This window comes from Streptomyces sp. BK79, assembly GCF_044142145.1.
Lineage (GTDB): Bacteria > Actinomycetota > Actinomycetes > Streptomycetales > Streptomycetaceae > Streptomyces.
Map to the genome: position 1 here is coordinate 197,890 of NZ_JBHVOC010000001.1, position 26,908 is coordinate 224,797.

Annotated in this window: 27 protein-coding genes; 15 read left to right on the forward strand and 12 right to left on the reverse strand. The window is 73.1% G+C overall.

Going from position 1 to position 26,908, the window contains the following annotated elements; translation table 11 throughout:
• Nucleotides 1-213: 213 nt before the first annotated feature.
• Nucleotides 214-906 carry an alpha/beta fold hydrolase gene (locus ACFIF2_RS00925; protein ID WP_395570475.1) on the forward strand — a complete coding sequence of 231 codons (693 nt, stop codon included), beginning with the start codon at nucleotides 214-216 and terminating at the stop codon, nucleotides 904-906.
• 112 nt (nucleotides 907-1,018) lie between these two features.
• Here ACFIF2_RS00925 and surE read toward each other — a convergent pair whose 3' ends face one another.
• The 5 genes from surE to ACFIF2_RS00950 form a co-directional block, all read right to left on the reverse strand.
• Nucleotides 1,019-2,071: a 5'/3'-nucleotidase SurE gene (surE, locus tag ACFIF2_RS00930; RefSeq protein ID WP_395570476.1), complete on the reverse strand. Its 1,053-nt coding sequence runs from the start codon at nucleotides 2,069-2,071 to the stop codon at nucleotides 1,019-1,021.
• 185 nt (nucleotides 2,072-2,256) lie between these two features.
• Entirely contained in the window at nucleotides 2,257-3,636 is a 1,380-nt protein-coding gene (locus ACFIF2_RS00935; RefSeq protein WP_395570477.1) for an MFS transporter, read from the reverse strand.
• 227 nt (nucleotides 3,637-3,863) lie between these two features.
• Complete coding sequence (locus ACFIF2_RS00940; RefSeq protein ID WP_395570478.1) at nucleotides 3,864-4,886, reverse strand: LacI family DNA-binding transcriptional regulator; 1,023 nt, start codon at nucleotides 4,884-4,886, stop codon at nucleotides 3,864-3,866.
• A 171-nt stretch (nucleotides 4,887-5,057) separates the two neighbouring features.
• On the reverse strand, nucleotides 5,058-5,798 hold the full coding sequence (locus ACFIF2_RS00945; RefSeq protein ID WP_395570479.1) for a class I SAM-dependent DNA methyltransferase: 741 nt from the start codon (nucleotides 5,796-5,798) through the stop codon (nucleotides 5,058-5,060).
• Between the two features lie 180 nt (nucleotides 5,799-5,978).
• A complete protein-coding gene (locus tag ACFIF2_RS00950) occupies nucleotides 5,979-6,956 on the reverse strand; it encodes a DUF6215 domain-containing protein (protein WP_395570480.1) in 978 nt (325 codons plus the stop codon).
• A gap of 357 nt (nucleotides 6,957-7,313) precedes the next feature.
• Here ACFIF2_RS00950 and ACFIF2_RS00955 point away from each other — a divergent pair, with 357 nt between their 5' ends.
• Complete coding sequence (locus tag ACFIF2_RS00955; protein ID WP_395570481.1) at nucleotides 7,314-8,654, forward strand: MFS transporter; 1,341 nt, start codon at nucleotides 7,314-7,316, stop codon at nucleotides 8,652-8,654.
• An 82-nt stretch (nucleotides 8,655-8,736) separates the two neighbouring features.
• On the opposite strand, the gene ACFIF2_RS00960 is transcribed toward ACFIF2_RS00955, so the two are convergent.
• Nucleotides 8,737-9,090: a hypothetical protein gene (locus tag ACFIF2_RS00960; protein ID WP_395570482.1), complete on the reverse strand. Its 354-nt coding sequence runs from the start codon at nucleotides 9,088-9,090 to the stop codon at nucleotides 8,737-8,739.
• 191 nt (nucleotides 9,091-9,281) lie between these two features.
• On the opposite strand from ACFIF2_RS00960, the gene ACFIF2_RS00965 reads away from it, so the two are divergent.
• Nucleotides 9,282-9,851, forward strand: coding sequence for a snapalysin family zinc-dependent metalloprotease (locus tag ACFIF2_RS00965; RefSeq protein ID WP_395570483.1), 570 nt, complete (start codon nucleotides 9,282-9,284; stop codon nucleotides 9,849-9,851).
• 37 nt (nucleotides 9,852-9,888) lie between these two features.
• Here the strand turns inward: ACFIF2_RS00965 and ACFIF2_RS00970 are convergent, their stop codons facing one another.
• Nucleotides 9,889-10,311: a VOC family protein gene (locus ACFIF2_RS00970; protein ID WP_395570484.1), complete on the reverse strand. Its 423-nt coding sequence runs from the start codon at nucleotides 10,309-10,311 to the stop codon at nucleotides 9,889-9,891.
• 175 nt (nucleotides 10,312-10,486) lie between these two features.
• On the opposite strand from ACFIF2_RS00970, the gene ACFIF2_RS00975 reads away from it, so the two are divergent.
• Complete coding sequence (locus tag ACFIF2_RS00975) at nucleotides 10,487-10,723, forward strand: hypothetical protein (RefSeq protein ID WP_395570485.1); 237 nt, start codon at nucleotides 10,487-10,489, stop codon at nucleotides 10,721-10,723.
• A 94-nt stretch (nucleotides 10,724-10,817) separates the two neighbouring features.
• Here the strand turns inward: ACFIF2_RS00975 and ACFIF2_RS00980 are convergent, their stop codons facing one another.
• A complete protein-coding gene (locus ACFIF2_RS00980; RefSeq protein ID WP_395570486.1) occupies nucleotides 10,818-11,177 on the reverse strand; it encodes a hypothetical protein in 360 nt (119 codons plus the stop codon).
• Nucleotides 11,178-11,319: 142 nt separating this feature from the next.
• On the opposite strand from ACFIF2_RS00980, the gene ACFIF2_RS00985 reads away from it, so the two are divergent.
• On the forward strand, nucleotides 11,320-13,443 hold the full coding sequence (locus ACFIF2_RS00985) for a DUF4139 domain-containing protein (RefSeq protein WP_395570487.1): 2,124 nt from the start codon (nucleotides 11,320-11,322) through the stop codon (nucleotides 13,441-13,443).
• A 6-nt stretch (nucleotides 13,444-13,449) separates the two neighbouring features.
• Nucleotides 13,450-15,009, forward strand: coding sequence for a mucoidy inhibitor MuiA family protein (locus ACFIF2_RS00990; protein WP_395570488.1), 1,560 nt, complete (start codon nucleotides 13,450-13,452; stop codon nucleotides 15,007-15,009).
• A gap of 12 nt (nucleotides 15,010-15,021) precedes the next feature.
• On the opposite strand, the gene ACFIF2_RS00995 is transcribed toward ACFIF2_RS00990, so the two are convergent.
• Complete coding sequence (locus ACFIF2_RS00995) at nucleotides 15,022-15,822, reverse strand: VOC family protein (RefSeq protein WP_395570489.1); 801 nt, start codon at nucleotides 15,820-15,822, stop codon at nucleotides 15,022-15,024.
• 66 nt (nucleotides 15,823-15,888) lie between these two features.
• A complete protein-coding gene (locus ACFIF2_RS01000; protein WP_395570490.1) occupies nucleotides 15,889-16,860 on the reverse strand; it encodes a DUF3500 domain-containing protein in 972 nt (323 codons plus the stop codon).
• Nucleotides 16,861-17,076: 216 nt separating this feature from the next.
• Here ACFIF2_RS01000 and ACFIF2_RS01005 point away from each other — a divergent pair, with 216 nt between their 5' ends.
• From ACFIF2_RS01005 to ACFIF2_RS01020, 4 genes are all read left to right on the forward strand, one after another.
• Nucleotides 17,077-17,523 carry a TIGR03618 family F420-dependent PPOX class oxidoreductase gene (locus ACFIF2_RS01005; protein WP_395570491.1) on the forward strand — a complete coding sequence of 149 codons (447 nt, stop codon included), beginning with the start codon at nucleotides 17,077-17,079 and terminating at the stop codon, nucleotides 17,521-17,523.
• A gap of 363 nt (nucleotides 17,524-17,886) precedes the next feature.
• Nucleotides 17,887-18,801 carry a YceI family protein gene (locus tag ACFIF2_RS01010; protein ID WP_395570492.1) on the forward strand — a complete coding sequence of 305 codons (915 nt, stop codon included), beginning with the start codon at nucleotides 17,887-17,889 and terminating at the stop codon, nucleotides 18,799-18,801.
• Nucleotides 18,802-18,953: 152 nt separating this feature from the next.
• Complete coding sequence (locus ACFIF2_RS01015; protein ID WP_395570493.1) at nucleotides 18,954-19,607, forward strand: YceI family protein; 654 nt, start codon at nucleotides 18,954-18,956, stop codon at nucleotides 19,605-19,607.
• Nucleotides 19,608-19,743: 136 nt separating this feature from the next.
• The gene (locus tag ACFIF2_RS01020) at nucleotides 19,744-20,244 is read left to right on the forward strand and encodes a lamin tail domain-containing protein (RefSeq protein ID WP_395570494.1); all 501 of its coding nucleotides are present in this window, start codon (nucleotides 19,744-19,746) and stop codon (nucleotides 20,242-20,244) included.
• 36 nt (nucleotides 20,245-20,280) lie between these two features.
• On the opposite strand, the gene ACFIF2_RS01025 is transcribed toward ACFIF2_RS01020, so the two are convergent.
• On the reverse strand, nucleotides 20,281-20,508 hold the full coding sequence (locus ACFIF2_RS01025; RefSeq protein ID WP_395570495.1) for a hypothetical protein: 228 nt from the start codon (nucleotides 20,506-20,508) through the stop codon (nucleotides 20,281-20,283).
• Between the two features lie 179 nt (nucleotides 20,509-20,687).
• On the opposite strand from ACFIF2_RS01025, the gene ACFIF2_RS01030 reads away from it, so the two are divergent.
• The 4 genes from ACFIF2_RS01030 (at nucleotide 20,688) to ACFIF2_RS01045 (ending at nucleotide 24,755) form a co-directional block, all read left to right on the forward strand.
• Nucleotides 20,688-21,446, forward strand: a complete 759-nt coding sequence (locus tag ACFIF2_RS01030; protein WP_395570496.1) for an IclR family transcriptional regulator — start codon at nucleotides 20,688-20,690, stop codon at nucleotides 21,444-21,446.
• Between the two features lie 87 nt (nucleotides 21,447-21,533).
• Nucleotides 21,534-21,968, forward strand: coding sequence for an STAS domain-containing protein (locus ACFIF2_RS01035; RefSeq protein WP_395570497.1), 435 nt, complete (start codon nucleotides 21,534-21,536; stop codon nucleotides 21,966-21,968).
• An 86-nt stretch (nucleotides 21,969-22,054) separates the two neighbouring features.
• A complete protein-coding gene (locus ACFIF2_RS01040; RefSeq protein WP_395570498.1) occupies nucleotides 22,055-22,744 on the forward strand; it encodes a histidine phosphatase family protein in 690 nt (229 codons plus the stop codon).
• 220 nt (nucleotides 22,745-22,964) lie between these two features.
• On the forward strand, nucleotides 22,965-24,755 hold the full coding sequence (locus ACFIF2_RS01045; RefSeq protein ID WP_395570499.1) for a beta-ketoacyl-[acyl-carrier-protein] synthase family protein: 1,791 nt from the start codon (nucleotides 22,965-22,967) through the stop codon (nucleotides 24,753-24,755).
• Nucleotides 24,756-24,779: 24 nt separating this feature from the next.
• Here the strand turns inward: ACFIF2_RS01045 and ACFIF2_RS01050 are convergent, their stop codons facing one another.
• Entirely contained in the window at nucleotides 24,780-25,619 is an 840-nt protein-coding gene (locus ACFIF2_RS01050; protein ID WP_395570500.1) for an endonuclease/exonuclease/phosphatase family protein, read from the reverse strand.
• Between the two features lie 177 nt (nucleotides 25,620-25,796).
• On the opposite strand from ACFIF2_RS01050, the gene ACFIF2_RS01055 reads away from it, so the two are divergent.
• Nucleotides 25,797-26,828, forward strand: a complete 1,032-nt coding sequence (locus ACFIF2_RS01055; RefSeq protein WP_395570501.1) for a YncE family protein — start codon at nucleotides 25,797-25,799, stop codon at nucleotides 26,826-26,828.
• Nucleotides 26,829-26,908 lie beyond the last annotated feature (80 nt).

The window sequence follows — 26,908 nt, forward strand, 5'->3', positions numbered from 1 at the left end:
CCGACATGCCAACATGCCGACACAGCGGCCCCCGCTCGGCGGTGGCCCCGGCCCACGGCGCCATGACCGATCGTCCCCCGGTGGACGGTCGGTCTCGTCGTTCGTCCGCAACTCCTGACCACCCCTTGCAACTTCGCGGCACGACGACAATGCTTACACGTGTAACCACGCAAGCCTTCTCCTCCCGATCACCACCTGAAGGGTTCCGTCCCGATGAAACTCCACGTCCACGAGCGCGGCTCCGGCGACAAGCTGGCCATACTCATACACGGCGCCATGTCCGACCACCGCACCTGGCACGCGGTCGAGGACCACCTCGTCGGCCTCGGCTACCGCGTCCTCGCCCCCGACCTGCGCGGACACGGCCGCAGCCCGCGCGGCGCGTACCGCCCCGAGCTGCTCGCCGACGACCTGGTGGAGTCACTGCCGACGGGTGCCGACGTGGCGATCGGCCACTCGATGGGCGGGCTGTCCCTCGCCCTCGCCGTCGCCCGCCTGCGGCCCGCCCGCGCCGTCTACTCCGACCCGGGGTTCCAGCTGAGCAACGTACCGGCCGGGGCGACGACGGGCATGCGGCAGATGGTCGCGTCCGCGACGGCCGAGAGCGTGCGGACGATGAACCCGCGCTGGTCGGACGAGGACGTGGCCGCCGAACTCGCGGGCTTCTCCCTCTTCGACCCCGCCTTCCTGGAGGCGACGCGCCGGTTCGAGCAGGACTACCTGCCCCCGTCCGCCGTCGTGCCGTCCCTGGTACAACTGGCCGATCCGAGCCTGTGCGTCGACGACCGGGCCGCGGCGCTGCTCGAGAAGCGCGGCTTCCAGGTGTGCGTGGTGCCGCGGACGGGGCACTGCGTCCACCGTGACGACCCGCAGGCCTTCCTCGACTCCCTGGACGGCTGGATCTGACGCCTCCGCAACGAGGACAGGGCCCCGTCGCCTCCCCCGGTACCGGGCGACGGGGCCCTTGCCATGGATGGGCGGCGGCGCCCGAGGGTGCGCCGCCCGCCGACGGTCCGCCTCAGCGTCCCCCGCGGACGAACCGCTCGAGCCGCCCGCTGTCCCGGCCGGCGTACGTACGGTCCGGGCCGACCGGGGTGACCGTCACGTGGCCCCGCTGGAGCAGGTCGAAGTCCGGCCGGCGCTTGGTCTCGGGACGACACGGGGGCGTGCCCTGCGCGCAGAGTTCACCGCCGATGGTGAAGGTGTCCCCCTGCGCCGCGTAACGGAACCTCACGAGCTTGCGCGTGCCCACCGAAGTCCACTCGGTGCTCTTGGGACGCTGTCCCTCCTCGTGGTGGGGGTAGTTGACGTTGACGACGAACTCCGTGGTGAGCAGGCCGCGTTCGCTCAGCTCACCGATGAACTTCGCCCCGAAACCGGCCGTGTCGCGGTACGTGTGGTCGGCGACATGGAGGGAGTCCGTGACGGCGGGGTCGTACGAGCTGTTCAGGGCGATCGCGGGCACGCCCTCGTCGATCGCGGCGAGCGCGGCGCCGACCGTGCCCGACTCGTTGACGACCGAGGCGACGTTCGGGCCGTAGTTGCTGCCGGTGACCACCAGGTCGGGGCCGTCCGTCCATCCGGCCTCGGCCGCCAGCCCGCCGCCGATGCCCAGGCGCACGGTGTCGGCGGGCGTCGCGCTCGGCGTGGCCGGCCCGCAGGGTGTGCTGCCCTTGCAGACTCCGTACACCGCGCCGCCGCCCGGCGCTCCCGAGCAGTCGTTCTGGTAGCCGGTCGGCAGTGTCGTCCGGCGCTGGACGGTCAGCCGGCCGCTGCCGGTGGCACTGGTGCCGGCGCCGCTCTGATTGGCCCAGGGCGCCATGACGACCACGTCCGCACCGGCCGCGCACAGGGCACGGCGAGCCTCGTAGAGACCCTTGCCGTCGGAGGCGTCGGGGCGGGCCATCTGCATGGAGTCGTCATTGCTGAGCAGGACGCGCAGCCCCGCCAGAGGGCGCCGGTCACGGTCGGCCTCGCGCCCGGGCGGGTCCTGGACGGCCTGTGCCTGGGCGCAGGTGAGCAGCACGGTGCCGGTGGCGGCGAGCGCGGTCAGAGTTCTGAGGCGGTTCATGTGGTCCTCCTGCGGACGGGGGGGGGTGGTTGGGTGGTGCGGTTCGGGGCGGCGCGGACTGGGCGGGCCGGGCTTGCGCGGGGTGCGGGGGGGCGTGCGGCGCGGACAGCGGCGGGCCGGGCGTGCGGGGGGGGGCGCGGGGAGGCGTGCGGGGCGGGCCGGGCGTGCGGGCGGCGGCGGACCGCTCAGCGCACCTTCCGCACCGGCAGTACGCCCAGCGCACCGATGAGGGAGATGGCCGCCGCGACGGGGAACAGCGCCCCGTAGCCGCCCGCGGCGACGATCCATCCGGCGACGGTGGGAGCCAGGATCTGGGGGCCGGCATTGGCGATGTTGATGACGCCCATGTCCTTGCCCGCGTCCGCCGTACGCGGCAGCACCTTGGTGATCAGCGCCATGTCCACGGCCATGTACACACCGAACGCCAGGCCGCCGACGATGTTGTAAGCGAGCATGCCCGCCTCGGTCGGCCACGCCATCGGCAGTCCCAACGCGAGTGCCGCCGCGATCCCGGAGGTGAGCACGAAGGGCTTGACCCTCCCGACCCGGTCCGCGATCGGACCGACCAGCAGGGCGGCGACGACCGTGCACAGCGCGTTGACGACCATCAGGAAGCCCTGGGTCGGCAGCAGGTCCTGCGGCGGGATCCCGATGTGCTCGGCGAGCAGATACATGTTGTACGTGAGCACGATCATGTAGCCGAGCATCACCCCGAGCCGCGACAGGAACGCCCAGCCGAAATCGGGGTGCCCCTTGGGACTGACCCAGAAGTTGCCGAGGAAGCCCTTGAGGGAGAAACGTTCCCTCGGCAGGGCGCGCGCGTCCCGGTCGGGTGAGACGACCACGAACACCAGGGCCGCCACGACGACGATCGCCGCGATCAGGTAGTAGCCCCTCTCACCGGCGAACCGGCCGCCGAAGCCGCCGATGACCCCGTCCAGACCGAACTTCTCGCCGGGCACCCCGCCGATGACCAGCGCGGCGGTGATCGTCCCGAGCGGCACGCCGAGCCCGACCAGCGCCGAGAAGGTGCCGTACCTGCCGACCGGTACGCGGTCGGGCATCGCGGCGGTCAGGGCGGCCTGGTAGCCGTTCATGATGAACTGCACCACGCCCCAGCTCAGCCCGAGCATGGCGATGCTCGCCGCGTGGGCCTGCATGACCAGCGCGAGTGCGCCGAGCAGCGCGCAGAACACGATCCACGGGGCGCGGCGCCCGAACCGGGAGCGGGTGCGGTCGGAGAGCTGGCCGAACACCGGGTTGCCGATGGTCGCGAGTACGGCGCCGGCGGTGCTGGCGGTGGACAGGGCGGTGGTGTCGTTCGTGCCGGTGATGTGCGCGACCTGGAGGGGGAGCAGGAAACCGCCCACCCCCATCCACAGCAGGTACAGCGCGACGTTGGCCAAGGGCAGGGTGAGGTGGAGCCGCCCGAGTCCGGGGTGACCGTCGGGCGCGCCGGCCTCGGCGGCCTGATCACCGGCCTCGGCGGCGTAGTCACCGGTTTTGACGGCGTCGTCACCGGCCGCGGCGGTCGCCGACGGGTTTTCAGGAAGTGAATGAGTCATGTGGGGCCCCTAGGAAGGCGGTGCCGGAGAAGCGGGACGCGGGTGGGGCTCGCGTTCGGCAGGAGCGTAGGTGACACGTGTAAGCATGGCTAGATGTCGTGCACCCCGCGATGATTTCGTTACTTGACGCCGAGAGGGTCGTGCGGAGGAGCCAGATGCCGCCGAGTGTTGAGAAGTCGAAGGCCCGTTGAGAAGTCGAAGGCCCGGCGCGCGGAACGGAGCGGCGCTCAGGCCGATTCGCGCGGGACGAGCGCCGTACGGAGCATCTCGTGCGTCTGGGGCGGCGTGCCGGGGGCACCGATCAGGCGGTCGAGCAGCCCGGCGATCTCCCGGGGCGGCAGGTAGTCCAACCGCACGGTCGTGAGCCGGGGCCGGAGCAGCCGGCCGATCAGCAGGTCGTCGGCGCCGACGACGGCGACGTCGGCCGGTACACGCCGCCCGCTGTCCTGCAAGGCGCGCACGGTGAGCGCGGCGAACTCGTCGTTGTACGCGAACAGCCCGTCGATCCCGGCCTCGGCGCACTCCCCCGCCCACCTCGTCGCCGCGTCCTCGTCGAGCGCGAGGTCCTGCCGTACGACGGTGGCGTCCCCCGCCCGCGCGGCCTTCTCGGCGCCCGCCAGCCGGGCCTCGGCGAACGCGCGCAGGGAGGTGTCGGCGGGGACGATGACGCCGAGGGTGCGGCGGCCGGCCGCGAGGAGGTGCTCCGCCGCGCGGAACCCGACCTGTTCCTCGTCGGTCACCAGCGCGTGCGCGCCGGGGACGGGCACCGGGCCGGCGCTGAGCACCACCTCGACGCCGGCCTTGTGCAGCACGGCGACGGCGTCCTCGTCCATGCTGTCGTCCATCAGCGACAGCACGGCGTCGGGCCGCAGTTCCGCCCAGCGCCGGCCGGCCTCGGCCCCCCGCGCCCCGGTGGGCCCGTAGAGCACGGCGGTGTGGCCCAGTTCGGCGAGCGCCTGCTGGAGTTGGGCGTAGGCCTGCGCGAACAGCGGGCCGACGGTGACCGCGGGCGCGGTGAGCAGGACGATGCCGCTGCGGCCGGCCCGCAGGGCCCGCGCCACGGCGTGCGGTACGTAACCGAGCTGCCGGGCCGCTTCGCGCACCCTCTCCCGGGTGGCCTCGCTGACCCGTCCGCCCTCGGTGTTGTTGAGGACGTACGAGACGGTGGCCCGGGAGACCCCCGCGACCCGTGCCACGTCACCGCTGGTGGGCGGGGTGCCGGCGGCGCGGGACGAGGATGCGGAGGCCATGGCGGTCATCATCGCAGACGAGCCGTGCACCGGGAGGTGCCGGGCGGGCCGGTCCGGTGTTGGCGGGCCGGGGCGGTGTTGCGCGAGCCGGGGCGGTGTTGGGCGGGCCGGTCCGGTGCCGGGCGGGCCGGTCCGGTGCGTCCTCGCGTACGACCGTCCCGCCGGGCGGCCTCAGGCCGGCTTGCGCCACACGGAGATGTGCTTCGCGGAGTCCTGGGTGAACGGCGACCCGTCCCAGTCCGCGACGCGGCGCTCCAGTTCCAGTCCGGCGATCCGTGCCATCAGGTCGAGTTCCGCCGGCCAGGCGTACCGGTGCCGGGACCGGTCGCGGCGGTAGTCGCCGTCGCCGCCGTCGCGGGTGAAGTGGTGCGAGACGAGGATCTGTTCGACCAGGTCGAAGGTGTCGAAGCCAAGGTGCCCGTCCGAGACGTCGAACGGCACCGCGACCTGTCCCGGCGGCAGGAACCTCAGCGGCGGCACGCCCAGCTCGATCACGAATCTGCCCCCGGGCACCAGATGACGTGCGGCGTTGCGGAAGCACTCGACCTGCTCGTCCTGTGTCAGCAGGTTGGAGATGGTGTTGTAGACGAGGTACACGAGGGTGAACTCGCCGGGGACGACGGTGGTGGCCATGTCCCCGAGGGTGACCGGGAGGGTCTCCTCGTCGATCTTGCGCCGCAGGACCGCCAGCATGTGCTCGGACAGTTCGATGCCCGCCACCGGCACGCCCCGCTGCCGAAGCGGGACGCCCACGCGTCCCGTGCCGATGGCGAACTCCAGGGCCCGGCCGTCCGCGGCGAGGCCGGCGAGGAAGGCGAGGGCGGGTTCCAGGACGCCGGGCGAGAACATCTCGGCATCCTCGGCGTCGTAGCGTTCGGCGGTCGCACGTGTCCACAGTTCGCTGCTCGTCACAGGCGCCCACTGTGCCGGGTACGAAGGCCGCTGTCGACGCGTTTTCCGCGCGCGGAACGGAGCGGGTTCACGTCCCGGTGCGCGGAGCGGGTTCACGTCCCGGTGCGCGGGGCCGCGACCGCGGTCCGGCGGCTCGCGGTCGTGTTGCCCCCGTACTGGCGCGGCGTACGGGCGGCGTCGTCAGACGGACCGTTCGGGAATGTCCGCCAGAACCTCTTCGGCGATGCCGACCAGGGCGCTGTCGTCGGGGAGGGCGCCGGACTCGCTCCAGACGGTGATGTCGTAGTAACCGCCCCGGTCGTCCCGCCCGAGGGCCACGGACAGCGTCCTGGCGAGGGGGCCCTGTTCGACCGGTCCGCCGGATCCGCCGCCGCTCGGACCGATGGTCAGCTTCATGGTGTGGTCCGAGGAGAGGAATGCGGGCCGGCCGAGCACCGTGAAGGGCTCGAACTCACCCTGGCCGCCCGTCCTCAGCAGCTTCACGTACTGGCCGATCGACAGTTCGTTGTACGTGGCCGAGACGTTGACGGTGTAGGTGGCGAAGGTGACCTCGGCCTCCGGCTGGGCCACCTTCCCGTCCGTCAGGGGCGCGGTGCCGCTGCTGCCGGACGCCGAGATCGCCCGCTCCCCGGGCGTTCCGAGGAGCTGTGCCAGATCGGGCCGGTACAGTGCCCGGCACAGCTCGGGACCGGTCACGGCCCCGGACGTCTTCGCGTAGGCCTTCGGCATTTCCTCCTCCTCCGCGCCCGGACACGAGGCGGGCCGTGGCGTGTGGTCGTCGGAGGGCAGCACCCTCGGGGCCACCCACACCGCGCCGGCGATGGCCGCGAACACGGCCACGGCCGCGAACGCCTGGCCCCACGCGTTGGGTTCCTTCCGCGAGGAGGCAGGAGCGGGACGCTGCGGGGGCAGGGCCTGCGCCGCCGCTCCGTCCGCGGAGGCGGACCCGCCCGGGTCCCGGCGGGCCCGCAGGGCGCGGACCACCGACCGGACGCGTACCGCGGTGAACACGAGGAACACCGCTCCGATGGCGGCGGCGATCCACTCGTCGTCGTGGAGGGCGAGATACAGGATGCGTACGCCGAGAACGGACCCGACCACGATCAACAGGGGCTCACGCACCCAGAACGGCAGGATGCGGAGGAGGAAACCGAGCACTCGGTGATCTCACCAGACCAAGATCGCGTCCGCCGTGATGGAGGCCATAATTCCGCCGCGCAGCCGGGTCGCTCGGCCACGACGAGCGACCCGGCCCGCCGCACATCGGCCGATGACAGGGCCGTCTTCCGCTCGGGGCGGGCGGGCGCTAATGTCCGCATTCCGCGAGTTGACCCACGAGGAGTTGAACGCATGGTCGGTCTGCCGAGCGCGCGTTGACGTAGTAGGCCGATCGGCCTGTCATCGCGTGCTGCCCCTGACGTCGCGGCACAGCGAGCCTTCTCCTGCCCGAACCGTCGGCGCGCCCTTGCGTGCGTCCGGTGGCGGGCCTCGTTGTCGGCAACCCGAGGGGTCCCCGTGCCGTCCGCTTCTTCCGCCGTATCCGATTCCGGTCGGCCCGTTCCGTCGAGCCTGTGGCGGAACAGCGACTTCCGCAGGCTCTGGGTGGGGCAGACCGCCTCCCAGCTCGGGGAGCACGCGGGCCTGGTCGTCCTTCCGCTCCTGGCCGTTGTGACGCTCCACGCCGGCCCCGCCGAACTGGGCGTCCTGCGCGCCGCGGGCCAGGCGCCGCTTCTGCTGCTCGCGCTCTTCGCCGGCGCGTGGGTGGACGGATGGCGTACGCGCACCGTCATGGTGCTGACCGACTTCGGCCGGTCCCTCGCTCTGGGTGCGGCCGCCGTGGCCGGCTTCTCCGGCTGGCTCGGCCTGCCCGCGCTCTTCGTGATCGCCTTCACCGTCGGGGCCCTCTCCGTGTTCTTCGACGTGGCCTACCAGGCGTCCCTGGTGCGTCTGGTGCGCCGTGATCAGCTGGTACGGGGCAACAGCGCGCTCGAGGGCAGCCGGTCCGCGGCTCAGATCGGCGGACCCGCGCTCGGCGGTGCGCTGGTGTCCCTGCTGTCGGCGCCGATCGCCGTCGCCTCCGGCGCGCTGTTCTTCGCGCTGTCGTTCCTGTCGATCCGACGGATGCGCCGGGCCGCCCCGGCCCCCGAGTCCCCTGAGCGCCAGGCGCACCCGGAGCACCCGGAGCACCGGAAGCACCCGGAATGTCACGGCAGTGTCTGGCGGCGGATCCAGGCGGGCTTCCGCTTCGTCGCCGGCGACTCCGCGCTGCGGACCGTGTGCGTGGCCTCGGCCGCCTTCCAGTTCTGCTTCGCGGCCGTGATGACCGTCTACCTGCTCTTCCTGCCGCGCGAACTGCACCTGTCCGGCGCCGCCGTCGGGCTGGCGCTCGCGGCGACGGGACCGGGCGCGCTCCTGGGGTCGGTGCTGGCCGCCCGCCTGCCGCGGCGGTTCGGGTACGGCCCCGTACTGGTGGCCGCGGCGGCGGTCGGCGACGGCGTCTTCCTGTGCGTACCCGCACTGCACGGCTCGCCCGCGGTGACCGTCCCGGTGCTGCTCGCCGTCAACTTCGTGTTCGGGACCGGAGGCCAACTGGTGAACGTGACGGTCATGGCGGTCCGGCAGACGGTCACCCCGGACGGCATGCAGGCCCGCGCGGCGGCGACGATCACGTTCGCCGGCATGGGGCTGTCCCCGCTCGGCTCCCTGCTCGGCGGGTTCCTCGCCGAGGAGTGGGGGGCGCGCGCCAGTCTCCTGGCGATGTCCGCGGGCATGCTGCTGTCACCGCTGGTGCTGGCGCTGTCCCCGCTCGCCCGCCTCGGGAGGACGCTCCCGGCCCCGCCCGGGACGCGCCGCTAACGGACCCCGCAGCTCCGAGAACCGGGACCCGGCAGCCGTCCATCAGGTGCCGCCGGGTGACTCGGAACCACCGCCGTCGAGGTCAGTCCGCGTACACGACGATGAGACACAGCACCGCGAACGGTACGACGGACGCGCCGAGCAGCGTCAGCGCCGCCGGGACCGCCGCCGTCAGCCGCTGTGTGCCCTTGCGCCGGCGGGAGAGGAACACCAGGCGGGCCGCGAGCGGCGGCAAGGCCACGACGGCGAGGAGGACGAGCATCGCCAGGAGGCTGCCGAGCGTGGTGGTGCCCGGGTCGGTGACCAGGCGCCAGGCGGTGCCGCCGAACACGACGGCTACCGCGGCCAGGAGAACGGACGCGAGCAGCGTCGCCACGGCGGCCGTCAGTCCTTCGGTCAGTCGCTCCGCACGCGTGTGCTTCCCGGACGCTTCCATGGCCCCCTCTCCCTCGTGCCCGTCGCGATGATCTCACGCGCGGGACCGGTGGACCCCGCCCGGCGGCCGGGCCCTCGCAGAGGTGAGCCGGAACAGCGGATTGGCGGCCGTGCGCGATGGGCAGGGACGCAGTGGTGTCATGCACACGACTGCCCGCACACGACTGCCCTTCCCCCACAAGGAGGTCGACCATGAACGTGCGAACCTCGACCGGCGGCCTGGCCGCGGCCCTGCTGTTGGCCCTCCCCCTGCTCGGCGGCCACGCCGTGGCCGCCGAACCGTCCACCGGCGCCACGCTCCCCCTGCCCGCCGCCCGGGTGCTCACCTACGACGCGAGCGGCTCCGCCGAGTTCGCCTCCGCGGTCGCCCGGGGCGCGGCCATCTGGAACGAGAGCGTCGACGGCGTGGAACTGCGCCCCGCCGCCTCCGGACAGCGCGCCAACATTCGGATCCTCGCCGACAACGGCTGGCCGCGCGCCCTGCCCACCTCCCTGGGCAACGGCACCGTCTACATCGGACGCCAGGCCGTGAACCAGGGCTACAGCACGGTGCGCATCTCCTCCCACGAGCTCGGTCACATCCTGGGCCTGCCGGACCGCAAGCCCGGCCCCTGCTCCAGCCTGATGTCGGGCTCCAGCGCGGGAGTCTCGTGCACCAATCCCTACCCGGACGCGGCCGAGAAGGCCGAGGTGGAGGACAACTTCCCGGCAGCGTCCCGAGCGCTCGCGCCCGTGCCCCGGGGGGTCGCGGCCGGGAACTGACCGGGAACACCATGTCGCCGCCGCTCCCCCGCCGCGCTCACGACGAGGGTGAGACGAAGACGCAGAACGGATGACCCGAGGGGTCCGCGAAGACGTACAACGGCTCCTCCGGGTCGTCGAAGCGGTCGAGCAGGAGTTCCGCGCCCAGCGACTCCGCCCGAAGACGCTGCCGGGTCAGCACCTCGACGCTGGGCACGGTGAGGTCGAGGTGCGCCTGCATCGGTACGTCGTGGGCCGGCCAGGTCGTGCGGGGGAGGCGCTCCACGAGCTGGAAGGCGAGGCGGTTCACTCCGTCGGGCGTGCGCAGCACGAGCCAGTCGGGCGCCTCGGACGCGCCGTCCGCCGGCGGCTCGTCCCCCGGCCGGTACGTGAGACCGAGCAGCTTCCGGTAGAACTCGGCCAGTTGCCGTGGATCGGTGGTGTCCAGCACGGTCTGCAGCAGCCGGGGGTACTCGTCCATGGGTCCTCCGCACGTCGCCGGTGTCTTCCGTCCCTCCGCCCCGTTCCCCCTGGGAGCGGATCCCCACCCGCGCCGGGCGGTCGGACACGGACCGGGTGCCGATCACCGAGGCCCGGTGGGCTGTCCGCGGGTCGCGCACTGGGGCGCCGTGGGCCCCGGGCCTAGGATCGGCGGCGTGGACATTCCCGAGGACCTGATCCTCCTTGAGCGGGCGGCGGAAGAGCAGCGGGCCCGGCTCGCCGGACTCGACGGCGAGGAGTTCGAGGCGCAGCACCGCGCCTGGCAGGAGGCCGCCCAGGCGGCGCAGGCGGCGATCGCCGACCACGCCACGGTCAGCGGCCAGTCGACGGAGGCCGTCGAGAGGGCGGTGAAGCACGCCGTCCGGCAGACGGAGGAGGACCCCGCCGGGTAGTCCGCGCGCACGGCACCGCGCCGTGGCGCGGGCCGTGTGTCCGGGTGGCTGCGTGCCGTGCCGTCCCCGGCGCGGCCGGCGGGGCCCCTTCGGTTCAGTGGTCGGAGTAGCTGAAGTCGCCCACGGTCCAGGCGCTGACGTCCTCGATCGCCACGCGGTACATCCCACCCGTCTCCGGGATCCCCACCGTGCCCTGGAGGATCCGGGCGACGTGGAAGTGCAGGTGCGTGGGCGGTCCGTCCTTCTTCACGGGGGTGTCGAAGACGGCGGAGAACGCGCTCAGCTGGGCGGAATCCGTCAGGACCTCCGACACCCGCTGCCGCCACACGGCTTCGGGAGCCAGGCGGCCGGTGATGACCGCGCCACCCGTGACCACGGTTAGGGACATCTGACTGCTGTGCCCGGACTCCACGAGGGCAGCGATGTCGATGATGAGCTCGTCAGGCTTCGGCATGGAACCGGATTCTATGCACCGGGCCGGCCCGGCGGCTCGGCCGAGGGCCCCGCACGGTGCGCGGACCCGCACAGGCCGGGGCACGCACGGGCGGTGTCCGCATAGAGTTCCCTCGGCACTGACACGGCTCGTGGGGGAGCGCATGAAGGCGGAGACGGTTCCGAGGTGGGCGTCGGCACTCGACTCGGTGGTGGTGTACGCGCAGGGCGCCCTCTGCCGTCGGCTCGCCCGTGGCGACGTGCCCGTGGACGGGCGGGTGCGGGTGACCGGTCTGCCGCGTTCGATGGACCCGGGTTCCCTGCGGGTGCGGGCCCTCGGCGCCACCGGGGTACGGGTCACCGAGGCCAGGGTGGAGGCCGAGGCCGTACCGCCGGGCAGCCGCCCGCTCGGCGCACTCCGGCGTGAGGTGGAACGGCTCAGCGATGCCCGGGAGGCCGTCCGGGCCCGCCGGGACCGGCAGCAGGGGCTGATCGACGAGGTGGCCGCGCTGCGCCCGGCGCCGCCTCCCCGCGACGACGAGGCTCCGCACCGCCGCACCCCCGTCGACGCGTGGCTGGCCCTCGCCGAGTTCGTCGACGACCGGCTGACCGCACTGCACACGCGCCTGCGCGAGGTGGAGGAGGAACTCCGGCGGATCGAGCACGACCTGGACGTCGCCGCGGACCGGCTCGCCCGCGCCTCCACCGACGCGCCCTCCGCGCGGGTCGAAACCACGCTGTGCGCGGCCGTGACCGTCACGGGGAGCGGTGGCACACCCGTCGAACTGGAGGTGGAGTACGGCGTTCCCGGCGCCGTGTGGGTGCCGGCCTACCGCCTCACCCACCGCCGGGGCGGAAGCGACGGGCGGCTGCTGCTGCGGGCGGCGATCGCGCAGCGCACCGGCGAGGACTGGAAGGACGTCCGCGTCTCGCTGGCCACGGCCGATCTGCGACGCCGCACCGAGGTCCCCCGGCTCCGTTCGATCCGCGTCGGGCGGGGCGAGCCCGCGCCCGCGTCGTCGGGGTGGCGTGAGCCGCCTCGCGGGCTGGCCGACCTCTTCCGCGGCTATGACGCGGCGGGACCACGTCCCGGCGCCGGTCGCTCCGCCATGGCTGTCCCGGACACCGTGACCGGCCCCGACACCGCGACCGTCCCGGACGGCATGGCCGCCGGGGCCGCTCGTCCCGCCGGTCTCCTTCCGCCCCCGCCCCCACCGGCGGCGGCGGGCTACGGTGCGCCTCCCTCCCCCGGCGCGCCCGCCGGCCCCGTGCTCGCGGCGTACGGCGGCCCGGCCCCCGGCCAGCCGCACCCGGCCGCCCGCCGGAAACAGGGTGCTCCCCGCACCGGTGACGGGCCCGGCGCGGCCGTTCCCGCGGCCCCGGCGGCCCCCGGACGTTCCGCGCCGCCCCCCGCAGCCGCCCCCGCCCCGCCGCCCGCCCCCGTGTCCGGGCCCCCGCGCCCCAGTGGCACCGAACTCGACTACGCGGCGCTGGTCCTGCAGGGCCCCGACGCCCCGCAGGACCGTCGCGGGCGGCTGTTCCCCGCCCCGGCCTCCGACCCGGCGACAGCCGATCACCGCCGCCGGGCCGAGACCGTCGCCGCGCTGCCCCTGCCCGGGAACGCCGTACGCCCCCGGGAATCGGCCGGTTCCTTCGACCACCGCTACGACGCCGCCGCCCGCGCCGACGTCCCCTCGGACGGCACGTGGCACACGATCACCGTCGGCGAGATGCCCGTCGGCCTGCGCACGGAGTACGTGTGCGTCCCGTCGGTGGAACAGACCGTCTACGCCACACTGGTCCTCTCCAACGCCACCGACCAGGCGCTGTTGGCCGGTCCGCTGGAGGTCGCGGCCGAGGGGGACTTCCTGCTGACCACCTCCCTGCCCACGCTCGCTCCGGGCGGCGAGCGCCGTGTGGGGCTCGGTCCCGACGAGGCCCTCGGTGTCACCCGTCGTACGAATGTGCACGAGTCCACCTCGGGGCTGCGCAACAACGTGACCGTGCTCGACCACCGCGTCCACGTGGAACTGGCCAACCGGCTCTCGGTTCCCGTGACCGTGGAGGTGCGCGAGCGCGTGCCGGTCACCTCCGACGCGGACGTCAGGATCGAGGAGAGGGCCGACTGGCAGGCGCCCGCGGACGGGCCCGAGTCCGGGCGGCACCCGTCCGGCACCCGCCTGTGGCGGGTCGAGCTGCCGGCCCGCGCCACCACCGCCCTCGACGGCGGCTACGTCATCCGCATCCCGTCCGGCAAGGCCCTGACCGGCGGAAACCGCAGGAGCTGACCCCTGATGACCACGATCCCGGACCCGATCGCCCTGCCCGTCACCGCCGTCACCTGCCTGGAGGACCGGGCGCAGGTCGAGCGGACCGCCGTGCTCGACCTCGCGGCCGGCACCCAGCGCCTGCGTCTCGGCCCGGTCAGCGCCCTCGCCGTCGACCACAGCCTGCACGCCGAACTGTCCGGCGACGCCCCGGCGACCGTGCTCGACGCCCGGGTCGTGCGCGCGTGGACACCACGGGGGCCGGAGCCCGCCGACGACGACTCCGCCCTCCGTCACCGTGTCAGGGACCTCGAAGAGGAGCAGCACGCGCTGGGGCAGCGGCGCGAGCGGCTGCACGCCCGCGTCGACCTCCTGGACCGTCTCGCCGCCGATCTGCTGCGGGAGATCAGCGAGGGCGCGGGCCTCGGCGAGGCCGACAGCGCCCGATGGGCCCGCGAACTGGACCGGGTCGACGAGGAACGCCACACCTCCGGCGAGCGACTGCGCGAGGCCGACACCCGGCTGTCCACGCTCGCCGCCGAACTCTCCGACGCCCGGCAGGCCCTGGAGCACGCGGAGACCGAAGCCGCCGAACTGGTCGGTCACATCGAACTGACCGTCCGGGCGGCCGCCGCCGGGACGGCCGGGCTGCGGGTCACCCACCTGGTCCCCTGCGCGCTGTGGCGGCCCGCCTACCGGGCCGTGCTCGACGGGGACTCGCTCACCCTGGACACGGACGCCATGGTCTGGCAGCGCACCGGCGAGGACTGGCCGGGCGTACGGCTGACCCTCTCGACGGCCCGCAGCGCGCTCGCCACCGACCCTCCCCGGCTCGCCGAGGACAGACTGACGCTCCGGGAGCGCTCCGCGGAGGAGCGCCGCACGGTCCAGGTCGAGCTGCGCGAGGAGGAGATCGCGGACCTCGGTCCCGCACCGGTCCAGGGCCTGCCGGGAGTCGAGGACGGCGGTGAGGTCCGGGTCCTGCGCTGCGACGCCCCGGTCTCGGTACCGTCCGACGGACGGGCCCACCGTGTGCCGCTCTCCTCCTTCGAGGCACCCGCGCGCAGCGAGTACGCCTGCTCCCCCGAGCTGTCCCCGCTGGTCGGCCGGCTGGTCGGGTTCGACAACCGCTCCGGCCACGCGCTGCTCGCCGGGCCGGTGGACCTGGTCAGCGGCAGTGGCTTCCTCGGTCGCGGCACGCTGGACTTCACCGCCCCCGGTGCCCGTGTCTCCCTCGCCTTCGGCAGCCGCGACGACCACCGGGTGGTGCGGCGGACCGAGGAGCGCCGCGACACGGCGGGGCTCACCCAGCGGACCGTGCTCACCCGCACCGTCCGGCTGCACCTCTCACGGTTCTCGGCGCCCGCCGAGCACGACGAGCACCTGGTCGTCGTCCGGGAGCGCGTCCCGGTCTCGGAGACGTCCGCGGTCCAGGTGAGCCTGGTCCGGGACGCCTGCTCCCCCGCTCCCGACGACGTCGACGCGGACGGCATCGTCCGCTGGAACGTCCCGCTCCCGCCGGGAGGCCGGCGCACCGTCGAACTGGTCTACGAGATCTCGGCGAACGCCAAGGTGCAGGGCCTGTGAACCGATGCCCGGTCAGCCTCGGGAGGCCGGGGTGAGCACGACGAAGTCCGCGTTCGACGGATCGAGGCAGACGGCCAGCCGGCCGACGCCCTCCGCGTCCTCCGGGCCCATCTGCACGCTGCCGCCGTGCTCGGTGACCGCGGCGACCGCGGCGTCGCAGTCGGCGACGGCGAAGACCGGATGCCAGTACGGCCGGCCGTTCGTCAGGGCGAGGTCCTGCTCGCGGAGCTCCATCACGCCGCCGTGCATCCGCTCCTCGGGCTGGCCGGCGGGGGTGATGAGGGAGTAGGTGCCCCCGCCGCCCGGCAGCTCCATGTCCCCGAACCGCCAGCCGAACACACCGCCGTAGAACTCCTTGGCCGCCGCCGCGTCGCTCGTGTACAGCTCGGTCCAGGACAGCGAACCCGGCTCGTCCACCAGCTCGACACCGCTGTTGGTACCCGGCTGCCAGACGGCGAACTGGCCGCCCGAGGGGTCGCTGTACTGGGCCATCCGGCCCCATTCGTCGAGATCCATCGGCGCCACCCGCACGGTGCCGCCGGCGCGCCGCACGGCCTCGGTCGTGGCGTCCGCGTCACTGACGCGGTAGTAGATCATCCAGGCGGGACGCGCGCCCTCCTCGGTGAGCTTGCCGAGCCCGGCGACGATCTTGCCGTCCTTGCGGAACATTCCGCCTTCCCCGTTCTCGTCGTCCCCCATGGACTCGTAGTCCCAGCCGAGCACGGCGCCGTAGAAGGCCGCCGTACCGGCGACGTCGGGGGTGCCGAGGTCGAGCCAGCAGGGGGATCCGGGGACGAAGTCAGTGGTGATCACGGCGATTCCCTTTCGCGGTCTGGGTGGGAACTCAGCGTGGCATCCCGCGCCGACAGCCGCCTGTCGTCAGCCGTGCTGCTCCGAGTAGTGCGCGCGCAGCAGGTCGGCGCCCCAGTCGTGGCGGACGTGGCGCCAGACGGAGTGGGCGTGGTTGCCGCCGTCCTGGGTGTTGTCGTACTCGATGAGCAGGTCCGGGCCCCGGACGCAGTAGTAGTGCCGGTCCCCGGGCGCGCGGCCGCCGGCCCAGGCGAAGGAGAGGAGATCCAGTCCTCGCGCCACCGTGTCGGACCAGCACTCCCGCGCGTACGCGGCGGGGGCCCGGTCGAGGTAGCGGCGCACCAGGCGCTCTAGCAGCCGCCGCTGGGCGGGCGTCATGTCGGCGTACGGCAGGCCGGTCGGCAGCAGGTCCGGGTCGGCGAAGGGATCGGCGCGGGTCAGGATGTCGTCCGGGGGCGCGGTGGAGAAGACCGCCTTCGCCCGCCGGCCGGCGTCCAGGCCGCTGACCAGTTCCCGGGCCAGGTCCTCCTCCGGCCCCAGCAGCCGGCGGCCGGCCTGCGGACCGTCCGTGATGTGCGCCGGCTCGGCGCCGACGAAGTGCGGCGTCACGCGGATCCCGGCGGCGGTGACCAGTACGTGTACGGCGAGGTGGTGGCCGTTCATCCGCCAGGCCCAGGGTCCGTCGCCGTCCGGATCCCCCAGCAGGCGCACCCAGTAGCGGTCGGCACCGGCGGCGCCGGCCGAGGCCCGGCGGTGCCGTTCCACCTCGATCGCCCCGCGCGCCAGTTCCGCGCCCGGGGCGCTGTGCGCCGCGTCGAGCAGCGCGTCGACCGCGGCACGCCGGCGCCCGTCGAGGCCCTCGGTGGGCAGACCGGGACGCGAGCCCGGGAGATAGGTCCACTCCGTCAGCTCGGGCGCGTCCAGGCGGGCGGGCCCCGCACGCAGCACCCTCACCTGCTCCGGGTCCAGTACGCGCAGCAGCGCGCGCACCGCCTCCCGCATCTCCGCGGCCGTCGTCGCCTGCGACTGGTGCTCGTCCACCGTTCCTCCTCCCCCGCGCGCCCGGTACGGCGCACTCGCGAGGCACTGTGGCCCCTCGTGGTCCATGGTGCGCCATCGGCTCTCGTCCGTCCCGCGGTCGGCCCGCTGTGATCGTCGTCATGGGGGGCAACCGAGGTTCGCGGACCTCGATTTCCGCGGGTGGGGCCGCCGGTGACGGACAACTTCGCGGCCGATCACGGTTGATAGCCTCCCGGGATGAACGCGACATTCGACGAAGCCGTCCGTGCCCGACTGCTCGCTCCCCACATCTGGTACGTCGGGACCGTGTTCGCCGACGGAGCCCCGCAGGTCAGCCCGATGTGGGTGGATCTGGAAGGGGAGAACGAGCTGACGTTCAACACGTCGGTGGGCCGGGCGAAGGAGGAGAACCTCCGCCGCGATCCCCGCGTGTACCTGTCGCACGCGGACGCCGCCGACCCCTTCGACCGGGTGCAGATCAGTGGCGTGGTATCCCGCTTCGTCGAGGGCGAGGAGGCACATGAACGGATGGACCGGCTGGCCCGGAAGTACCTGGGCAGCGAGCGCTTCGAGTGGATCATGCCGGGAGAGCGGCGGGTGGCGGTGATCGTGCGCCCGGTCAAGGTGCGGCACATCGTCGGGGTGGAGCGATTCCGGCCCGGCGGCCCCGTGCCCGCGTCCTGACCGCGGCGCCGCGAGGCGTACGCCACCCACCCTTCCGTGTCAGGTACGTGGTGAAACCACGTACCTCTTGTGAACGTGGCGCCCCTGTGCCGCGCCCTTCGTCACAGCATTGCTGCAAAGCAGCGAAGCCGAGGTGTCTCGACGCGGCCCGTCGAGGCCGATTTGCGCCCACACATCCGCCCAAAGCGGGATCGGCCAGGCCGGACAGTGGAGCAAGTTGCCAGTACGTGGACGGCTTTATGATCGTCAACGAACTACTGCCTCCGCGCCCGCCCTCTTTTCGCCGATCGCCCTTGGCGACCGCGAACACGGCCGGCCGAGCCGGCCGCGAGGCGGTGACGCATGTGAAGAAGGGTGAACCCCATGGCCCTCGGGCTGCTCCGTCGTCGGCGTTCCCGCGGCACCTCCGGTGCCGGGCCGAGCGTCTCGGTCCCTCTCCCGCCCGATGCCGGGGCGTTCGGCTTCGAGGTCGTCGACCCCATGGGCCAGCCCATGGGCGGTGCCGAGGTCACCGTGACCGCGCTGGACACTCACCGGACGGTGGCACGCGGGACGACCGACCCGCACGGGTACTTCATAGCGACGCTGCCTCCGGGCTCGTACAGCGTGATGACCGTCACCGAGGGCCTGGCCCCCGCACGGGAGAACCTCGACATCACCGCGGGGGTGGCCCAGCCCCTGATGCGCATCGCGCTGCAGCCCGCCCGTCAGCTGGAGCTCCCGACAGCCGGGACGTGGCTGTTCGACCCTCCCCACACGGCGATCCGGTTCATCGCCAAGCATGTGGGCATGGCCCACGTGCACGGCCGGTTCACCCGCTTCCAGGGCGGCATCCGGGTCGCACCGAACATGGCCGACTCGCACGTCTCGGTGCGCATCGACGCCGCCAGCATCACCACGGGCAACAAGACCCGTGACAACCACCTGCGTTCGGCCGACTTCCTGGACGCCGAGCGGTACCCGTTCATCGACTTCACCAGCACCCGGTTCGCCCACCGCGGCGGCTCCAAGTGGACGCTGCACGGCACGCTCACCATGCACGGCACCAGCCGCTCCGTCGGCCTCGACACGACCTACCTCGGGACGGTCAACGGAGGCTACGACCAGGAACTGCGCTGCGCGGCTCTCGCCAAGGCCGAACTCCACCGCGAGGACTTCACCCTCAACTGGCGCTCCATGCTGGCCCGGGGCATCGCCGTCGTCGGCCCGACCGTCCAACTGGAGCTGGACGTCCAGGCGATGTACCGCACCCACGACACGCCCACGCCTCCGGAGTAGGCCGGCGCGACCGGCACCGCCGCACCATGTTGATCTTGTGCAGCTTTGCGGTCGACCGCATGGAAGCCGGACGAGGCCGCACATCTCGCCGGGCGGCCTCGGACCGCCCCGTGATAGCACGGAGCGATCAGAAGGGGAAAGGGCTCACGATCATGGGTATCTTCAGCCGCCGTCAGACCGCGGTCATGGACTTGGACCCGGCCGACGGCACGGGCCTCGCCGCCGCGGAGCACGCGCCCCGGGGCGCCGCACTCGACCCCGCGCTTCGCGCGCTGACCGGGCGATGGACCATCGACCGCCCGCACAGCCGCATCGGGTTCTCGGTGCGGCACGCGATGGTCACGACGGTTCGCGGAGCGTTCGCCGACTACGACAGCGCGCTGTACTTCGACGGGGCTCGGCCCGCCGAGTCGCGGGCCGAACTCGTCATCCGGGTCGCCAGCGTCGACACGGGCGTGGAGCAGCGGGACGCGCACCTCGTGGGCCGCGACTTCTTCGACGCGCGCCGCTTCCCGGAGATGACGTTCCGCAGCACCTCCACCGTCCACGAGGGCGCGGAGAGCTTCCGCATGACCGGGGACCTGACGATCCGGGACGTCACCCGGCCCGTCGAGCTGCAACTCGACTACCTCGGCTCGGTGATGGACCCGTTCGGCTTCGAACGGGCCGGCTTCGACGGCACCACCACCATCGACCGCACGGAGTGGGGTCTGGTCTACAACCAGCGGCTGAAGGCGGGCGGGACCATGGTGAGCGAGAAGGTCCGCCTCCAGTTCGACATCTCGGCGGTGCGGGCGACGTCGTAGGCGGAAGGGGCGGACACCCCCACCCGCCCCACCCGCTCTGCTTGCCTTCTCATTTCCTTCACCATTTAGTCATACAGTCATCACGGATTCGGTATGCTCCCCGATGCTCCATAGGCACCATCAGGGGGGAACCCGTATGCGCGTCCACCGCACCCTGCCCGTCGCCGCGGCCATCGCCGCCGCCGGCGCGCTCACCTTCGCCGCCTCGCCGGCGCAGGCCGCCGAGTACTCATCGGCCCTGAAGATCAAGGGCGTTCAGTACGACGCTCCCGGCCGGGACTCCAACAAGTGCTCCGGCGGCAACACCAAGAACGAGTACCTGACGATCAAGAACTACTCGAAGACCGCCGTCGTGAACCTGAAGGGCTACGTCGTCAAGGACGCCGCCGGCAACAAGTTCACGTTCAAGAACAGCCACACCCTGCAGCCCGGCGACTACATAAGCCTGCGCGGCGGCCGGGGCACCGACTCCGACGCCAAGAACGTCGTCTACCGCCAGAACTGCAACTTCATCTGGAACAACGACAAGGACACCATCTACTTCTACAAGCCGTCCGGCGCCCGCGCCGACGTGCACGCCTACACCGAGAAGGCCAACGACCGCGACGGCAACGGCTACATCACCTACCACGGCTGACCACCGGCCGGCCCGCGCGGAGCGCCTCCGCGCGGGCTACCAGGGGTGCTCGCGCTCCCGCCCCTCGCGGACCTGCGGCCGTCCCGGGCCCTCGCCGTGGCCCGGCCCCCGGCCTTCCCTCAGGTCGGCCCACACACGCGCGGCCATTCCGTCGGCCTCGTCCTGCGGCGTCCCCGCCTGGACCAGGATGATCCCGCGGGACTGGTCCGGGAACGTGACCTCCCGCATCTCCGTACCCAGCGGGCCCATCGGCTCCTCCGACATGGCGGCCTCCCTTCGACGGCTCCGGCACACGGTAGAGGGCCCCCGCACCAGGATCGAGGACCCTCCGCCAGACGGGCTGCGGCCGTGTCGCCACGGACGGTCCCCGCCACGGACGGTACCGACACCGGCACGCTGGGTTCCGGGTTGCCAGGGCTCCGCCCGCGAAGGAGGGTGGAGGGATGGGTGGCAAGGACGGCCCCACGCTCATCTCGTCGGTGCAGCGGGCCTTTCGGCTCATGGAGGCCGTGGGCGCGCACGAGGGCGGCGTTCCGGCCAAGCAGCTGGCGCGCGAGACTGGGCTGGCCCTGGCCACGACCTACCACCTGCTGCGCACGATGGTGCACGACGGCTATGTGCGCAAACTCGACGACGGCACGTTCGTCCTCGGCGAGAAGCTGGGCGAGCTGCACGGAGGCAGCCGTGAACAGGCGGCGCTCAGCAGGGTCCGTCCGACGCTCACCGAGCTGCGCGACGGCCTGTCGGCAGCGGCGTACCTGACCTTCTACGAGGACGGCGAGATCCGCGTCGCCGAGGTCGTGGACGGACCGAAGGCGCCCCGGGTCGATCTGTGGGTCGGCTTCGAGGAGGCGGGGCACGCCACGGCGCTCGGCAAGTGCGTGCTGCGCGAGCTGGACGGCGAAGCCCGCGCCGACTACCTCTCCCGCCACACCATGAACGATCTCACCCCTCGCACCATCACCTACCCTGCGGAACTGCTACGGCGCCTCGACGCCGCGGGGCAGAGCCCGGCCGTCACCGACCTCGAGGAATACGCGCTGGGTACCGCGTGCGTCGCGGTACCCGTCCGCCAGGGGGACACGATCGGTTCACTGGGCATCTCCCTGCGCGCCCATCGCGCCTCCTGCCTCGAGGACGCCGTGACGACACTGGTCGCCACCGCGGAGCGGGTGTCCCGGCGGCTCTCGCTCACCATCTGAAAACCGGGCTCTTGTGACCCCGGGACCGCGTCCCGTCTCCTGGATGTACCGGAGAAAACGGACACCGTGGTGCGAGGGAGCGGAAACGTGAGTGATCAGAGCGTCGCAGGGCCGGTCGGCTGTCGTCTGACGAACGGCTGGACGGTCGTCCAGGCCGCCGGCGAGATCGACATCGCCTTCGCCCCCCTCGTGCGCTCCGCCGTGGTCCGGCTCCTCGCCGACGGCCACCGCCACTTCGTCCTCGACCTGTGCGACGCCCTGTTCCTGGACTCCGCGGGGCTCGGCATGATCGTCGCGCTCACCAAGCGCATCCGGGACCAGCACGGGTCGCTGCGCATCGCGTGCGCCGACGAGCGGCTCCTGCGCGTCTTCTCCCTCGGCGGCCTGCGCCCCGTCTACTCCTTCCACGACACTCCCGAGCAGGCGGCCGCCGAGCCCCCGAGCGCGGAGGGCCTGGCCGACTGGCCGCACGTACGGGGCGCCGGTGCCCCGGGGAGCAGCGCGCAGGGGACAGCGCCCTGAGGGATGGCCCCCGACGGCACGGGCACGGACCGGGGCTGCCAGAGTGGAAGGTCCACGACCGGCTCCGAGAGGACAGAACCGTTCACATGCGCCTGCTGCTCATTCGCCACGGCCAGACCCCGTCCAACCTCGGGCACCTCTTGGACACGGCGGAACCCGGGCCGGCGCTGACTCCGCTCGGGCAGCGGCAGGCAGCGGCCCTCCCGCAGGCGCTGGCGGGCGAGGAGATCGGCGCTCTGTACGCCTCCACCCTGGTCCGCACCCAGCTCACCGCCGCACCGCTGGCGGCCCGGCGGGGGCTGGAGGTCCGCGTGCGGGACGGCATCCGGGAGCTGTCCGCCGGCGATCTGGAGATGCGCGGTGACCGCAGCTCCATCGAGACCTATCTGAGCACCGCCTTCGCCTGGTCCGCGGGAGACACCGGCCTGCGCATGCCCGGCGGGGAGAACGGGGTGGAGGCCCTCCGGCGTTTCGACGCCGTCGTCGAGGAGGCCGCGGGCACGGGCGAGCGGACGGTGGCCATGGTCAGCCACGGCGCCGCGATCCGCATGTGGGTGGCGGCCCGCGCCGAGAACGTCGACGTCGCCTTCGCGTCGGCCCACGCGCTGGAGAACACCGGTGTCGTCATCCTCACCGGCGACCCCTCTAAGGGCTGGCGCGCCCTGACCTGGGCCGGTCGGACCGTCGCTCCCACCACCGGTGTCCCCGTGGCGGACAGCGGGCCCGCGGGGGAGACCGTCGACGGCGCGGAAGGCGTCGAGGACGTCGGCGCGTGAGCGGCCGACGTCGTCCGTGACGTTTCCCACTGGGTGACGGGGCACCGGTAACTCATGTGCGCTGTCGGCGACTTATCGCGTGTGTTCCGGGTCACCCACACGGTAGAGATGGGCAAAACGGACACGTCGCATGTTCAACAATGGCCGGTTCGCACTGCGTACAGAACACTCATAAGCGCCTTCAGTACGACAGTTCGGACCGAAAAGAGCATGCACGGCCATGACCCACTCCCCCGGAGCGCCTGAAGTACCCATACGCCCGCACACCGTTACCGCCGCCGAGGTGATCCCCGGCGACCTGCTCGCCCTGTCGCCCGAGGACGCGACGGGGCACCGGTGGCACGTCGTCACGCACACGCAGCCCACCTCCCCGGAGGTGATACGGGTCACGCTGCGGCCGCCGCTGGGCGGCGTGGACCACGAGCGGGACCTGCGGCGCGAGCAGCGGGTGACCGTCGCCGGGCGGCGGCTGGACGTGGCTGCCGTGCCGCACGTCAGCACGCCCGCCCTCGACGACGTGGTGTTCCGCGACGGCGACCGGGTCGGCTTCCTGCGGGCCGTCGACCCCCTGGCCGAGGAGGTGACGTACGTCCGGCGCTGGAGCGCCTGGCGCCCGGACACGGCCGACGGCTCGGGTGACCCCGTGACCGACGCCGACGTGCGCGGGTGGGCCGCCGGGGCCGACCGGGAGGGCAACGTCGTGCGGTACCGGCCCCGCCCGGTACGGGAGGCGGCGGCGGGCGGGCCGCGACGCGTCGTCGTCACCGGGCTCGGCGCCGTCACGCCGCTGGGCGTCGGTACCGGCGAGTTGTGGCGTGGGCTGCTCGAAGGACGGCACGGCATACGGGAGTTGACGGACGAGGAGTTCGACGGGCTGCCGGTGCGGATCGCCGGCACCGTGACGGCGGACCCGGCCGGGCTGCTGCCCCGCCGGGCGGCCCGCCGGATGAACCGCGCCGCGCAGTTCGCCGTGCTGGCCGCGCGCGAGGCGTGGGCCGACGCGGGGTATGCGGACGGCGGCACGCGCGAGAGCGGGCTCGACCCGGAGCGGGTCGGGGTGAGCCTCGGCGCCATCCTCGGGGACGCGTCGGTGCTCGTCGGCGGGGACCGCGGGCTGCGGGAGAAGGGGCCGCGCGGTGTCTCGCCGCTCACCACGCCCATGACGGTGCCCTCGCAGGCGGCCTCCCAGGTCTCGCTCGACCTGCACATCACCGGTGAGGCCCGCACCGTGACCAGCGCGTGCGCCTCCGGCACCGAGGCGATCGGCCAGGCCGTCGACCGCATCCGGTACGGCCGGGTCGACGTCGCCCTCGCGGGCGGCGCGGAGGCGGTCGTCACGCCGGCGATCATGGCGTCGTTCGCCGCCATGCGGGCCCTGGCCGAGGGCGACCCGGCGGCCGGCTCACCGTCCCGGCCGTTCGCCAAGGACCGTGACGGGTTCGTCAACGCCGAGGGGGCGGGCGTACTCGTCCTGGAGTCCGAGGAGCACGCCCGCGCCCGTGGGGCACGTGTCTACTGCGAGGCCGCCGGATGGGGGCTGTCCGCCGACGCCCACCACGTCGCGGCGCCGGATCCGTCCGGCGACGGCATCGCGCTCGCGCTGCGCCGGGCCGTGCGGGACGCGGGCGGCCGGCTGGAGGACGTCGTCCACGTCAACGCGCACGCCACGGCCACGATCGACGGGGACCTCGCCGAGGCGCGGGCCCTGCGGGGCGTACTGGGGCGGCGGGAGGTGCCGGTGACGGCGCTGAAGGGGCACATGGGGCACCTCCAGGGTGCCGCGGGCGGGGTCGAGGCCGTCGCCGCGGTGCTCACGCTGCACCACGGACTGGTGCCTCCCACGGTCGGCTGCGCCGAGGTCGACGACGCCGTCGAGCTGGACGTCGTCCGCGGCGCGCCGCGCGCCCTCCCGGTCACCGGCGACCTCGTCCTGAGCAACTCCTTCGGCTTCGGCGGCCACAACGCGGTCCTCGCCCTGCGCCGGGTGGGCCCCGCCCCGTCGTCGGGATGAGGTCCGCCGGCGCGCCGGCGGACCTCATCCGCTCCAGGTCAGGTCGGCGTGCACCATGTCGTGGTCCGAGTGGGCGGTGGGCCGCACGCGGTGCTCGAGCGGTGCCATGCCCCGCACGAAGACGTAGTCGAACTTGCTCCGCCAGTCGGTGGTCGGCCGGCACATGCCGGTGGACGCCGGACGGCACCGGGGGTCCGTGTCCGTGGCCAGGGCCCACATCGGAGCGAGTTCGGGAGCGTCCGGCACCGCGTTGAAGTCGCCGAGGGCGATGGCGCGGTCGTACCGGGCGACCTCCGCCGCGAGTACGCGGGCCTGGTCCGCGCGGACCGCTTCCTGACGTCGTTGGGCGAGGTGCGTGTTGAAGACCCGCACGGACCGGCCGTCCACCGTGGTGGTGACGGCCAGGTACCCCCGGTCCTCGGATCCGCCCTCGGGGTACTCGACGCTGACGCGGTCCGTCATCGGTGCCGCCGAGAGGATCGCCTGACCGAAGCCGCCCGGGCTCCAGGGCGCGCCTCCGCAGCGGCTCCGCTTCTCGAGGACCATGCCGTACTCGACGTGGTAGACCAGCCCGTGCAGGTTCTCCAGGTGCTCCCTGATCCCCTCGACGTCGCGCACGCACGCCTCTTGGAGACCGATGACCTGGGGCGCGTACCTGGCGATCTCCGCCGCCCGGTCGACGTTGCCCGTGTCGCAGGGGTTGCAGATGTTCCACGTCATGACCCGGTTCGCGACGACGTCGGGGGCGGCGTCGGCGGGCAGTGACCTGACGAAGAGGCCGCCGTCCGGCGCGCTGGGGCCGACGAGCATCATGCAGGCCACGACCAGGGCGCCCGCGAGCAATCCCGTGCCCTTTCCGAACACCCTCGCCTCCCCGTTGTGGACGTACGCGTCATCTCGCGTGTCTCCGCACGAGGTTACGGGACGGGACGGTCGGTGCCCCAGGCGCTCCGGGCACCTGCCGTGACTGAGCGCCCGCGCCGACGGGCAGGAAGCCCGGGGAGGACGACGGACTGCCGAGAGACCGAGGTGAGGACTGTGGTGACGCGTCGCACGGTGATCATGGCGGCCGGCGCCGGGACATGGGCGGCCGGAACGGCCGGGCGGACCGCCGGCGCTCCCCGGGCCGAGGAGGCGGACGTGACGGACGTACTGGTGGTCGTGGAGAAGGGGAGCCACTCGGTCGGTTTCTACGACGCCGCGTCGGGGCGGCGTCTGCGGACGGTGGGGCTGCCCGACCATCCGCACGAGATGGTCGTCGACTCGCGCCGGAAGCTGGCCTACGTGGGGCACTACGGGGTGCGCATGGCCTCGACCGTCGGGGAGGGCGGTGCCGCCGTCTTCGTCATCGACCTCGTGGAGCGCGCTCTCGTGCGGACCATCGACACCCGGCCGTTCAACCGGGTCCACGGCATGGGGATCGACGACCGGGACCGGCTCTACGCCCTGAGCGAGGAGAAGGCCGTCCTGCTCGGGTTCGACGATCCGGCCACCGACCTGGCACCGACCCGGGCGGTCCCCACCAACGGCGTGAAGACCCACCTGTTCACCCTCAGCCGGGACGGTGAACGCGCTTACGTGACCGGCCTGTTGTCCCACACCGTGAGCCTGGTGCGACCGCACGACGCCGCCGTCCCGCCGCGGGTGGTGACTCCGGGCCAGTTGCCCGAGAGCAGCTGCCTCGGTCCGGACGAGAAGACGCTGTACGTCGGGGCCCGCAGGAGTTCCGCGCTGGTCGCCCTGGACGCGCGCTCCCTGAAGGTGCTGCGCAGCCGGAAGGTGGGCGGAGACCCGTTGCGGGTCTACACCGTCGACGAGGACCGGCTGCTGGTGACGGACATCGTCGCCGACAGCCTCACCCTCTACAGCGCGGCACTGCGCCCGATCCGCTCCCTGCGCCTCGACGGGACTCCGGCCGCGGTGTCCTTCCACCCCCACCGGCCGCTCGCCTATGTGTCCCAGTTGGGCACCAACCGCGTGACCGTGGTCGACCTCGACCGGTTCGCCGTCGTCGGCGGCTTCGGCACCGGGCTGGAACCCGACTCCTCGGTGCTGCTGCCCGCGGCCTCGTAGCCGACCGGGCGCCGCGTCCGGGAAGGAGGCCGACCGTCCTGGCGGGTCCGGGTGTTCATCTCGAGGACGGGCGCTCGTTC